The sequence below is a fragment of the Tenacibaculum sp. MAR_2010_89 genome (genome assembly GCF_900105985.1).
Classification (GTDB): domain Bacteria; phylum Bacteroidota; class Bacteroidia; order Flavobacteriales; family Flavobacteriaceae; genus Polaribacter; species Polaribacter halocynthiae.
Map to the genome: position 1 here is coordinate 2,688,760 of NZ_FNUB01000005.1, position 11,806 is coordinate 2,700,565.

An 11,806-nucleotide genomic window follows, 5' to 3' on the forward strand; every position below is an offset into this window, starting at 1 on the left:
CCATTTAACACTCTTTTTTACTCTATGAAATATGTATCTTTGCCTATCTATGGAAGTAACTTTTTATAAATATCAAGGAACAGGAAATGATTTTGTTATAATAGATAACAGATTAAATACATTTCCAAAAGAACAAACTAATGCAATTTCGTTTTTATGTGACCGTAATTTTGGCGTTGGTGCTGATGGTTTAATTCTACTGGAAGAAGATGAAAGTACTGATTTTAAAATGATCTATTTTAATGCTGATGGTAATGAAAGTACTATGTGTGGTAATGGAGGTAGATGTATTGTTGCTTTTGCTCATAAATTAGGTATCTTTAAAACTAAAACAACTTTTACTGCAATTGATGGTTTACATCATGCATCCATTAAAAATAATATAGTATCATTACAAATGATAGATGTAAATACTATTGATTTGTATGATAATTATTGTTTTGCTAATACCGGATCTCCACATCATGTTCAGTTAGTTGATAACCTAGATAATTATGATGTATATAATTCGGGGAAAAGTATACGAAATGATATTTATGGAAAGGAAGGTAGTAATGTAAACTTTGTAGAACAAATTAACAATACTACTTTTAAAGTTAGAACTTATGAACGTGGAGTTGAAAATGAAACTTTAGCATGTGGTACTGGTGTTACTGCAGTAGCAGTTGCAATGCATAAAACAAACAAAACAAACAGTGCAACTATTAATCTTCCTGTAAAAGGAGGAGAATTGGAAGTTAGTTTTAATGAAAATAATGGAACATATACCGATGTTTTTTTAACAGGACCAGCTACCTTTGTTTTTAAAGGACAAATAACTATTTAATGCAAACTTTAAAAGGGCAACATATAAGTTTACGTGCCTTAGAACCTGAAGATTTATCTTTTCTTTTTTCTATAGAAAACAATGAAGCATTTTGGGAAATAAGTCATACACAAGCACCTTTTTCTAAGTATTTACTAAAACAGTATTTAGAAAATGCTCATCTAGATATATACGAAGCTAAACAATTACGATTAGTTATTCAACTAAATAACACTAATCAATCAATTGGTACTATAGATATATTTGATTTTAACCCACAACATAAAAGAGCAGGCATCGGTATACTTATTGATCCTCTTTTTCAAAAAAACGGACATGCTTCTGAAGCTTTAGATTTATTAATTAAATATTGTTTTTCACACCTACAACTGCATCAATTGTATGCTAATATTACTGCTGATAATATAAATAGTTTAACTTTGTTTCAGAAAAAAAATTTTTCAAAAATTGGATTAAAGAAAGATTGGATATATAGCCAAGGTAAATTTAAAGACGAAATTCTATTTCAATTAATTAATGAATAAAAAAATTATATACGGAAGCATTATTACTCTTTTTATTGTTGGAGCAATAATTGGATTTAATTATTATCAAAAAATTTTTGGTAAAGCAGTAACTAAAGAAACAATATTATACATAGGCTCAAAACACTCTTTAGATGATGTAAAAAAACAACTTAGTACAAGTATTGAAAGTCCTGAAAATTTCATTTGGGTAGCCAATCGAAAGAAATTTACAACTCCAAAAGGAGGGAAATATATTCTTAAAGAAGGAATGAGCATGAATGATCTTGTTAACCTTTTAAGAAGTGGAAATCAAACTCCCATTAAAATTTCTTTCAACAATCAAGACACTTTAGAGAAACTTGCCGGTAGAATTTCTGAACAAATAGAAACTGATTCAGTTTCATTGCTTCAAACAATGCTTGATGATACATTTTTAAAGACTAATGGTTTTACGAAGAAATCCGCTTTAGGTATGTACATTCCTAACAGCTATGAATTTTATTGGAATACTTCTGCTAAAAAATTTCGTGCTAAAATGTTACGAGAGTATAAGCGCTTTTGGAATGAATCAAGAATAAAAAAAGCTAGAAACTTAAACCTAACTCAAGATCAAGTTATCACTTTAGCTTCTATAATACAAAAAGAAACAGCACAAAAAGTTGAACGTCCTATTGTTGCTGGTTTATATTTAAATCGTTTAAAAAACAATTGGCCTTTACAAGCTGATCCTACCATAATTTATTGCGTAAAAGAGGTAAACGGACAAGATTTTATAGTAAAAAGAGTATTAACTAAAGATCTTGAAATAATATCACCTTACAATACCTATAAAAATACTGGCTTGCCTCCTACTTTAATTGCAATGCCAGATATTTCTGCTATCGATGCAGTATTAAATTATAAAAAACACAGCTATTATTACATGTGTGCCAGTGTAGAAAAGATTGGTTTTCACGAGTTTGCAAATTCATTGGCACAACATAATAGAAATGCTGCAAAATATCAACGATGGATTAGCAACAGAGGTATTAACCGATAAATTTTAACAAAATTTTATTTATAAAAATTAACTCATTTCATTTTGTTTTAAATAAAAAAAGAGGCATTTATGTTTTTTTTTCATAAAACATTCAACGAATTACTAAACAAAATACAACCTTCCTAAAAACACAAATAATTAATACCCAGTTATTTGTGTTTTTTGTTATATCTTTGCCCCCGCTAAACAGAAAGTAACTAATTATCAGACATTTAGTTTTTATATTTTTAGGATTTGTTTTACTAACTAGCTTTACTGCAAATCCAACTAAGAAAGAAAAAATTACTATAAAACCTTTAATAGAGGTTACAAATAAAAGGGATTTTAACTTTCCTTTTTTACAGAAAAATTTTATTGGTTTTCGTGAAGCCTTAGCATTCAAAGAGTCACAAGGTAGATATACTGTTGTTAATAAGCTTGGTTATCTTGGAAAATATCAATTTGGAAAATCAACCTTAAAAAGGTTTAGAATATATAACACTCATAAATTTTTAAAAGATCCTGAATTACAAGAAAAAGCATTTATAGCACTTTGTAAAGTTAATAAATGGATTTTAAGAAAAGATATTAGAAGAAGTGTAGGAAAAAGAATTAACGGTATTAAAATTACAGAATCAGGTATTTTAGCTGCAGCCCATCTTAGTGGTGCTGGTAACGTTAAAAAGTTCTTACGATCAAATGGTAAAATAAAATTTAACGATGCTTTTGGAACATCTATAGAGCAATATTTAAAGAAATTTGGCGGATACAATGTATCCAACATATCGCCTAATAAATCCCCGATTATTTAGCAGAAAGCCGGTTTACTTGTGCACTATGAAAATAGCTGGACGTTTATGTAAATCGGTTTTTACATTTTTCCACTCTCTTACTGTCAATGTTTTTATGTACTCAGTTGGTAATGTAATATCACAAGCCACACAAACTCTAGTTTCTGGAGATAATACAGCACGTAAATCTTCTAACATTTTTTCATTCCTATAAGGTGTTTCTATAAAAATTTGTGATTGATTTTTATCTCTAGAAAGTTTCTCTAAATCCTTTATAGCTTTTTTTCTATCAGATTTATCAATCGGCAAATATCCATTAAAGGTAAAGCTCTGTCCATTCATACCAGAAGCCATCATAGCCATTAATATTGATGACGGCCCCACTAATGGAACCACTTGAATTCCTTTTTGATGTGCTAGTTTTACAATAGTAGCACCAGGATCAGCTACTGCAGGAACCCCAGCTTCAGACAATAAACCAACTGATTTACCCTCTTCACAAGCATCTAAATAATTTCTAGTTTCCAACTCATCTGAATATTTATCTAACAACATTAATTGTAATGATGGTTGAGCTTTAGTTGGTGTTATTTTTTTTATAAATCTTCTAGCAGATTTTTCGTTTTCAACAATAAAAAAATCTAAGTGCTCTATAACTTTTTTTACAGATATAGGCATTACTTCTAAAGGCTCAGTATCTCCTAAAGTAGTTGGTATTAAATACAGTTTACCTTTCATTATTTGTTTATTTTAGAGCTAATTTCTTCACAAGCATTATTAAGCATTTGATATACATTTTCAAAACCTAATTCACCTCCATAATATGGATCTGGCACATTCAATTTTTGATCAGGATCTAATTCTTGTAGAATCATTTTTACCTTACTTTTATCTTCATAACTTCTAGATAAAGCAACTATATTATCATAGTTACTTTCATCCATTGCATAAATTACATCAAAGCTATCAAAATCTGTTACTGAAAATTTCCTAGATCGCTGATCTGTTATATTAATACCATATTTTTTTGCTACTGCAATAGACCTTTTATCAGGTAATTCACCTTCATGGTATCCAGCTGTTCCAGCAGAATCTACTTGCACATAGTCTGAAGAAACTTTAGATTTTAAAATACCTTCGGCTAATGGAGAACGACAAATATTCCCCAAGCAAACCATTAGTATTTTCATTTTATATCTATCTTTATAATGTTAATTTCTTAGTAAGATCTTCTACATACTTCTTAAATTGCTTGTCAGTTTCTGTCAGATTATCTACAGTTTTACATGCATGTAAAACTGTAGCATGATCTCTTTGACCTATTTGACTTCCAATACTAGCTAAAGAAGATTTTGTCATACGCTTAGCAAAGTACATAGCTAATTGACGCGCTTGGACAATATGACGTTTTCTAGTTTTTGATTGTAGAGTAGCAACATCCATATCAAAATATTTAGATACTACCTTTTGAATATAATCTATAGAAAGTTCCTTTTTGGTGTTCTTTACAAACTTATCAACTATTTGCTTAGCCAATTCAATTGTAAATTCTTTTCTATTAAAAGAAGCTTGAGCAATCATTGATATAATAACCCCTTCTAACTCTCTAACGTTCGATTTAATATTCTTTGCTATATATTCAACTATTTCTTCAGGCATTTCAACACCATCTCTATATAGTTTATTTTGAAGTATTGAAATACGCGTTTCATAATCAGGTGATTGTAGTTCTGCTGACAATCCCCATTTAAAACGAGATAATAATCGTTGTTCAATATCTTGCATATCAACAGGAGCCTTATCAGAAGTTAAAATAACTTGCTTCCCATTTTGGTGCAAATGATTAAAAATATGAAAGAATACATCTTGTGTACCTGACTTACCAGATAAAAACTGAACATCATCAATTATTAATATATCAATCATTTGGTAAAAATGAATAAAATCATTTCTAGTATTTGATTTTACAGAATCAATAAATTGTTGTGTAAATTTTTCAGATGAAATATATAAAACTGTTTTATCAGGATATTTATCTTTTATCTCTACTCCTATAGCATGAGCTAAATGAGTTTTTCCTAAACCAACTCCACCATAAATTAATAATGGATTAAAAGAAGTACCCCCAGGCTTGTTAGCCACAGCCATACCTGCTGAACGAGCTAAACGATTTGAGTCACCTTCAATAAAGTTTACAAAATTATAATTTGGGTTTAATTGAGACTCTATTTTAACTTTCTGTAAACCAGGTATTACAAAAGGATTTTTAAGTTCACGTTTAGATTCTAAAGGAACCGTTACCTTTTGCGGTTTTAAAGGATTTCTATTAGAACTAGGTATTTTTACAGTTTGCGGACTATTACTACTATACGTATTTTCCATACGTACATCATATACCAACTTTGCATCATTACCCAATTGCCTAACCAAAGCAACTCTTAACAATTTAATATAGTGTTCTTCTAACCATTCGTAAAAAAACTTACTAGGAACCTGAATAGTCAAAGCCTCCCCTGATAATTTTATGGGCTTTATAGGTTCAAACCAAGTTTTATACGCTTGAGGTTTTATATTATCTTTAATAAAAGACAAACATTCCATCCAAACTGAATCAGCTGTTTTAGTCATACTGGTTAAAAAACGATTTTTTTGTTAAAATTATTTAGATTATAGGGGATTCTAAACTTACATATTTGGATGAACAAAAGTGTGAATAAATTTTAGTATAAAAAAACCAAATCACTATTGATTATTATTTATTTTTTACGTATCGTTAGCTACATTTAAAAAAAATACTTTTGCACGAACATATTTCAACAATACGAATTCGATATTCAGAAACAGACCAAATGGGAGTAGTATACCATGGTAATTATGCACAGTTTTTTGAAATTGGTCGTACCGAATGGTTACGAACTCTTGGTGTTACCTACAAATATATGGAAAAAACAGGGGTAATGCTTCCCGTTATTTCATTAAACTGTAATTTTAAAAAATCTGCTTTTTATGATGATTTTATTACTATTAAAACGTACCTTAAAAAAACACCAACAGTTAAAATTGAATTTAACTATGAAATAGTTAATCAGGATAACGATATACTATGTACTGGAAGTACTTCACTTGCTTTTATTAATAGTGAAACAAAAAGACCTATTCGCTGCCCTGAATATTTACTTAACAAATTAAACAGCTAAACTAAGAACATTATTAATTTATGAAAATATATACAAAAACAGGAGATAAAGGAACTACCGCATTGTTTGGCGGTAGTAGAGTGCCTAAACACCATCTAAGAATAGAAAGTTATGGAACCATTGATGAACTTAATTCATATATAGGTCTTATTAGAGATCAAGAAATCAGTGATCATTTAAAACAGAGTTTAAATAAAATTCAGCACGACCTATTTACTTTAGGAGCAATGTTAGCAACTCCACCTGAAAAGGAAACACTTAAAAATGGTAAGGAAAGATTAAATATTCCAAAAATCGATACTACATCAATTGAATTTTTAGAAAATGAAATAGATATAATGAATGATTCACTTCCTCAAATGACTCATTTCATTTTGCCTGGTGGTCATCAAACTGTGTCATTTTGTCACATTGCTCGTTGTGTATGTAGAAGGTCAGAGCGCCTATCTGTTGCTTTAAACGAAGAAGATACAATTAGTGATACTATTTTAATGTATTTAAACCGACTTTCTGACTACCTTTTTGTGTTGGCACGGAAGTTGTCACATGAATTACAAGCAGAGGAAGTTAAATGGATTCCTGAAAAACTGTAAACTAAGTTCTTTAATTTATTTTTGCACATTTTATAAAAAAAACTTGACTTTTTAAAAAAAAAAATTATTTTTGCGAGAATCAAAAAACAAACCGATAAAGAAATGTATTGGACACTTGAATTAGCATCATATTTAGCAGATGCACCATGGCCTGCAACCAAAGACGAATTAATTGATTATGCTATTCGTACAGGAGCCCCTTTAGAAGTAGTGGAAAACCTACAAGACATTGAAGATGAAGGCGAAGCATACGATTCTATTATTGAAATTTGGCCAGATTATCCCACTGAAGAGGATTATCTTTGGAATGAAGATGAATATTAAAAAAATAACAAAAAAGTCTCTTTTTAGAGGCTTTTTTTTTGCTTACTTTTAAGCACAAACTTAATAACTATATAAACATGTTAATTAAATTTTTTAATTAACTGTAAAACAATATTTTAAAAATGAGTATTTTAAATTCGATTATAAAAGCTTTTGTTGGAGACAAACAACAAAAAGATCTAAAATCACTACAACCCATCGTTGAAAATGTAAGAGCTTTTGAAAGCTCTCTAAGTAACTTGTCTAATGATGAACTTAGAGCAAAAACTATCGAATTTAAAGAAGCTATAAAAGAAGCTACTCAATCTTTTAACAAGCAAATTGCTACTTTAGAAGAAGAAGTTTTAACTGCTGATATTGATAGACAAGAAGAAATTTACACAGAAATTGATAAATTAAAGGATGAAGCATATGAAGCTTCTGAAGTAGTTTTAGAAAAAATAATGCCTGAAGCTTTTGCTTTAATTAAAGAAACAGCGAAGCGTTTTACAACTAATTCTGAACTTGAAGTAACTGCAACTCCTTTTGATCGTGAGTTATCAGCTACCAGAGATCATATCGCTTTAGAAAATGACAAAGCTTTTTGGGCAAACTCTTGGGATGCTGCTGGTAAAGATGTTACATGGGATATGATTCACTATGACGTACAGTTAATTGGTGGTTCAGTATTACATAAAGGAAAGATTGCTGAAATGATGACAGGAGAAGGAAAAACATTAGTTTCTACCTTACCTGTTTACTTAAATGCATTGACTGGAAATGGAGTACATGTTGTAACAGTTAATGACTATTTAGCAAAACGTGACCGTGCTTGGATGGCTCCTATTTTTGAGTTTCATGGTTTAAGTACTGATTGTATTGATTTTCATCAACCTAATTCGGAAGCACGTAGAAAGGCTTATAATGCAGATATTACTTATGGAACCAATAATGAGTTTGGTTTTGACTACTTACGTGATAACATGGCTAGTTCTAAAGAAGATTTAGTTCAACGAGCTCCAAACTATGCAATTATTGATGAAGTAGATTCAGTATTGATTGATGATGCTCGTACACCTTTAATTATTTCAGGAGCAGTTCCACAAGGAGATCGTCATGAATTTAATGAATTAAAACCATTAGTTTCTGATATTGTTTCTTTACAAAATAAACATTTAGTAGGTGTTTTAGCAGAAGCAAAAAAATTAATTAAAGAAGGCGATACCAAAGAAGGTGGTTTTCTTTTATTAAGAGTTTATAGAGGTTTACCAAAAAACAAAGCATTAATCAAGTTTTTATCACAAGAAGGAGTTAAACAAATTCTTCAGAAAACGGAAAACTTTTATATGCAAGACAACAATAAGCTAATGCCTGAGGTTGATGCTGAATTGTGGTTTACTATTGAAGAAAAAAATAACCAAATAGATTTAACAGATAAAGGTATTGCTCATTTATCAGATGTTACAAAAAATGATACTTTCTTTGTTTTACCAGATATTAGCGTTAAAGTAGGAGAAATTAATAATAATGACGCTACTCCTGAAGAAAAAGCAGATCAAAAAGAAGAATTATATAGAGACTTTAGTATCAAAAGTGAGCGTATTCATACGATGAATCAACTTTTAAAAGCATATACTGTTTTTGAAAAAGATGTTGAGTATGTTGTTATGGATAATAAAGTAATGATTGTTGATGAGCAAACTGGACGTATCATGGATGGTCGTAGATACTCTGATGGACTACACCAAGCTATAGAAGCTAAAGAAAGTGTAAAAATTGAAGACGCGACTCAAACCTTTGCTACAGTAACTTTACAAAACTACTTTAGAATGTATCGTAAGTTATCTGGAATGACAGGTACTGCTGTTACTGAGGCTGGTGAATTTTGGGAAATTTATAAATTAGATGTTGTAGAAATTCCTACAAATAGACCAATTCAAAGAGATGACAGACAAGATTTAGTTTATAAAACTACTCGTGAAAAATATAATGCTGTTATTGATGAAGTTGTTGAATTAGTAAATCAAGGAAGGCCTGTTTTAGTAGGTACTACTTCTGTAGAAATTTCAGAGTTATTAGGAAGAATGTTACAAATGCGTAAAATTCCTCATAATATATTAAATGCAAAACTACATAAAAAGGAAGCTGATGTTGTTGCCGAAGCAGGGAATCCTGGAGTGGTAACTATAGCTACAAATATGGCAGGGCGTGGTACCGATATTAAATTATCTGATGAAGTTAAAGCTTCAGGAGGTTTAGCTATCGTAGGTACTGAGCGTCATGATTCTCGTCGTGTTGACCGTCAGTTACGTGGACGTGCTGGTCGTCAAGGAGATGTTGGGTCTTCTCAGTTTTTTGTAGCCTTAGATGATAACTTAATGCGTAAGTTTGGTTCTGAAAGAATTGCTAAAATGATGGATAGAATGGGATTAAAAGAAGGTGAAGTAATTCAGCATTCTATGATTTCAAAATCGATTGAGCGCGCTCAGAAAAAAGTTGAAGAAAATAATTTTGGGGTTCGTAAACGATTATTAGAATATGATGATGTTATGAATGCACAACGTGAATTTATTTACAAACGTCGTCGTCATGCCCTAGATGGACAACGTTTACAAATTGATATAGCAAACATGTTATATGACACTTGTGATTCTGTTGTTAAGCAAAATAAACCTACTAAAAATTTCCAAAACTTTGAATTTGAATTAATTCGTTTTTCTTCAATGACTTCTCCTGTTTCAGAAGAAGAGTTTAATACTTTATCTGAAGAAGAATTAACTGATAAGTTATATAAAATAGTTTCAGAAAATTATAAAAATGATACTCAAAGAAACGCATCACAAGCATTCCCAGTAATTAAGAATGTTTTTGAAAATGAGGGTGATCGTTATGAACGTATTGTTGTTCCTTTTACAGACGGAAGTAAAACATTACAGGTAGTAACTAACTTGAAAGAAGCTTATGAGTCAGAAGGGAAATCATTAGTTAATGATTTTGAAAAAAATATTACCCTTGCTATTATTGATGAGAACTGGAAAGATCATTTACGTAAAATGGATGAATTAAAGCATACAGTTCAAAATGCAACTTATGAGCAAAAAGATCCTTTATTAATTTATAAGTTTGAAGCTTTTGAACTTTTCCAAGTTACTATAGACAAAGTAAACAAAGAAGTATTATCGTTCTTATTTAAAGGAAGACTTCCTTCTGAAAATGAATCTCAAATTTCAGAAGCACGTGAACAACAACGTGAAAAACTAGATTTACGTAAAGACGAAGTACAAAATTCAACACAACAAGAAATTAGTAATGCTCGTAACAATCAAACTCAAGAACAACAAGTTGTTGAAACAATTGTAAGAGATCAGCCTAAAATTGGACGTAACGAACGTGTTATTATCAAAAATGTAATGACAGGTGAAGAGAAAGAGGTAAAATTTAAACAAGCTATTCCTTTATTAGATCAAGGAACTTGGGTATTGTATAATAAATAATACTTATTAAAATATTCACAAGTAAAAGCTCGGTTATACCGAGCTTTTACTTTTTCCTAACAATCTACTTACAAAAAAGTAATCTTTTAATTACCAACACTTCACAATTTACTATCAGTAAGAAAACATAGAAAAAGTAGTTTTGAATTAAGATAAAGTATTATTAATAATTGCTTTATACGTTCAATATACTTTTAATATGAAGAAAAATAAAAAACGTAAACTAGATATTGTAGTTATTTCTGATGTTCATTTAGGTACTTTTGGTTGTAGAGCTACTGAATTAAATAACTACCTTAAAACAATAAACCCTAAAACAATTATTTTAAATGGGGATATTATTGATATCTGGCAATTTAACAAACGTTATTTTCCTAAACCTCATATGAAGGTTATTAAACAATTAATGTCTTTTATTACCTCAGGTACTAAAGTGTATTACATAACAGGTAACCATGATGAAATGTTACGAAAATTTAAAGGTTTTCGTCTAGGTAGTTTCGAAATCGTAAATAAAGTAATATTAGATATAGATGGTAAAAAAGGGTGGTTTTTTCATGGAGATGTATTTGATGTAACAATGCAGCATTCTAAATGGCTTGCTAAATTAGGAGGAATTGGATACGATACACTAATAATGATAAACACTGCTGTGAACTGGATTAGTGAAAAACTTGGTTACGGAAAACTTTCTTTTTCCAAAAAAATTAAAAATAGTGTAAAAAGTGCTGTAAAGTTTATTAATAATTTTGAAACTATTGCCTCTGATATTGCTATTGAAGAAAGCTATGACTATGTAGTTTGTGGACATATTCATCAACCAGAAATAAAAGAGATTGAGAATAATAATGGTAAAACATTATACTTAAATTCTGGTGATTGGATAGAAAATTTAACTGCTTTAGAATACCATGATAAAAAATGGAATTTATATGAATATGAAAAAGATGAAACAGCCAAAAGTATTCATCTTAATTATAAAATAAAAGACCTTGAGTTAATTGAAACTGAAAATGATAATACAAAACTCTTTGAAGAGCTTTTAATTGAATTTAACCTTAATAAAAACGTAAAATAA

12 protein-coding genes are annotated in these 11,806 nt (G+C 29.8%); 8 read left to right on the forward strand and 4 right to left on the reverse strand.

The genetic code is table 11. The features are described 5' to 3' along the window. The first annotated feature begins 49 nt into the window (after nucleotides 1-49). The 3 genes from dapF to mltG are packed head-to-tail and all read left to right on the forward strand — an operon-like array spanning nucleotide 50 to nucleotide 2,371. Nucleotides 50-826, forward strand: a complete 777-nt coding sequence (gene dapF / locus BLV71_RS15275; protein ID WP_093871384.1) for a diaminopimelate epimerase — start codon at nucleotides 50-52, stop codon at nucleotides 824-826. Continuing rightward, the gene (locus BLV71_RS15280) at nucleotides 826-1,350 is read left to right on the forward strand and encodes a GNAT family N-acetyltransferase (protein ID WP_093871385.1); all 525 of its coding nucleotides are present in this window, start codon (nucleotides 826-828) and stop codon (nucleotides 1,348-1,350) included. Before dapF ends, BLV71_RS15280 begins: the two co-directional genes overlap by 1 nt. Continuing rightward, nucleotides 1,343-2,371: an endolytic transglycosylase MltG gene (gene mltG, locus BLV71_RS15285; protein ID WP_093871386.1), complete on the forward strand. Its 1,029-nt coding sequence runs from the start codon at nucleotides 1,343-1,345 to the stop codon at nucleotides 2,369-2,371. Before BLV71_RS15280 ends, mltG begins: the two co-directional genes overlap by 8 nt. Before the next feature lie 481 nt (nucleotides 2,372-2,852). On the opposite strand, the gene BLV71_RS19070 is transcribed toward mltG, so the two are convergent. Genes BLV71_RS19070 through dnaA form a run of 4 tightly spaced genes read right to left on the reverse strand, consistent with a single transcriptional unit; the run spans nucleotide 2,853 to nucleotide 5,769 of the window. Continuing rightward, nucleotides 2,853-3,134, reverse strand: coding sequence for a hypothetical protein (locus BLV71_RS19070; protein WP_158530849.1), 282 nt, complete (start codon nucleotides 3,132-3,134; stop codon nucleotides 2,853-2,855). A gap of 40 nt (nucleotides 3,135-3,174) precedes the next feature. Continuing rightward, complete coding sequence (locus BLV71_RS15295; RefSeq protein ID WP_093871387.1) at nucleotides 3,175-3,879, reverse strand: SAM-dependent methyltransferase; 705 nt, start codon at nucleotides 3,877-3,879, stop codon at nucleotides 3,175-3,177. Beyond that, a complete protein-coding gene (locus BLV71_RS15300) occupies nucleotides 3,879-4,331 on the reverse strand; it encodes a low molecular weight protein-tyrosine-phosphatase (RefSeq protein WP_233487164.1) in 453 nt (150 codons plus the stop codon). Before BLV71_RS15300 ends, BLV71_RS15295 begins: the two co-directional genes overlap by 1 nt. Before the next feature lie 13 nt (nucleotides 4,332-4,344). After that, nucleotides 4,345-5,769, reverse strand: coding sequence for a chromosomal replication initiator protein DnaA (dnaA, locus tag BLV71_RS15305; RefSeq protein ID WP_093871388.1), 1,425 nt, complete (start codon nucleotides 5,767-5,769; stop codon nucleotides 4,345-4,347). A gap of 170 nt (nucleotides 5,770-5,939) precedes the next feature. On the opposite strand from dnaA, the gene BLV71_RS15310 reads away from it, so the two are divergent. The 5 genes from BLV71_RS15310 to BLV71_RS15330 all read left to right on the forward strand — a co-directional run bounded on the left by BLV71_RS15310 (nucleotide 5,940) and on the right by BLV71_RS15330 (nucleotide 11,806). After that, nucleotides 5,940-6,338 carry an acyl-CoA thioesterase gene (locus tag BLV71_RS15310; RefSeq protein WP_093871389.1) on the forward strand — a complete coding sequence of 133 codons (399 nt, stop codon included), beginning with the start codon at nucleotides 5,940-5,942 and terminating at the stop codon, nucleotides 6,336-6,338. 20 nt (nucleotides 6,339-6,358) lie between these two features. Continuing rightward, entirely contained in the window at nucleotides 6,359-6,931 is a 573-nt protein-coding gene (locus tag BLV71_RS15315; protein WP_093871390.1) for a cob(I)yrinic acid a,c-diamide adenosyltransferase, read from the forward strand. Between the two features lie 102 nt (nucleotides 6,932-7,033). Next, nucleotides 7,034-7,255 (forward strand): DUF2795 domain-containing protein, encoded by a 222-nt coding sequence (locus tag BLV71_RS15320; protein ID WP_047789198.1) that lies wholly within the window; start codon nucleotides 7,034-7,036, stop codon nucleotides 7,253-7,255. 122 nt (nucleotides 7,256-7,377) lie between these two features. Then, nucleotides 7,378-10,728, forward strand: coding sequence for a preprotein translocase subunit SecA (gene secA, locus BLV71_RS15325; protein ID WP_093871391.1), 3,351 nt, complete (start codon nucleotides 7,378-7,380; stop codon nucleotides 10,726-10,728). A 199-nt stretch (nucleotides 10,729-10,927) separates the two neighbouring features. Then, complete coding sequence (locus BLV71_RS15330) at nucleotides 10,928-11,806, forward strand: UDP-2,3-diacylglucosamine diphosphatase (protein WP_093871392.1); 879 nt, start codon at nucleotides 10,928-10,930, stop codon at nucleotides 11,804-11,806.

Excerpts from the sequence above, each read along its gene's own strand:
- dapF (WP_093871384.1), top strand. The coding sequence starts at position 50 with ATGGAAGTAACTTTTTATAAATATCAAGGAACAGGAAATGATTTTGTT.
- BLV71_RS15280 (WP_093871385.1), top strand. The coding sequence starts at position 826 with ATGCAAACTTTAAAAGGGCAACATATAAGTTTACGTGCCTTAGAACCT.
- mltG (WP_093871386.1), top strand. The coding sequence starts at position 1,343 with ATGAATAAAAAAATTATATACGGAAGCATTATTACTCTTTTTATTGTT.
- BLV71_RS19070 (WP_158530849.1), bottom strand. The coding sequence starts at position 3,134 with ATGTTGGATACATTGTATCCGCCAAATTTCTTTAAATATTGCTCTATA.
- BLV71_RS15295 (WP_093871387.1), bottom strand. The coding sequence starts at position 3,879 with ATGAAAGGTAAACTGTATTTAATACCAACTACTTTAGGAGATACTGAG.
- BLV71_RS15300 (WP_233487164.1), bottom strand. The coding sequence starts at position 4,331 with ATGAAAATACTAATGGTTTGCTTGGGGAATATTTGTCGTTCTCCATTA.
- dnaA (WP_093871388.1), bottom strand. The coding sequence starts at position 5,769 with ATGACTAAAACAGCTGATTCAGTTTGGATGGAATGTTTGTCTTTTATT.
- BLV71_RS15315 (WP_093871390.1), top strand. The coding sequence starts at position 6,359 with ATGAAAATATATACAAAAACAGGAGATAAAGGAACTACCGCATTGTTT.
- BLV71_RS15320 (WP_047789198.1), top strand. The coding sequence starts at position 7,034 with ATGTATTGGACACTTGAATTAGCATCATATTTAGCAGATGCACCATGG.
- secA (WP_093871391.1), top strand. The coding sequence starts at position 7,378 with ATGAGTATTTTAAATTCGATTATAAAAGCTTTTGTTGGAGACAAACAA.
- BLV71_RS15330 (WP_093871392.1), top strand. The coding sequence starts at position 10,928 with ATGAAGAAAAATAAAAAACGTAAACTAGATATTGTAGTTATTTCTGAT.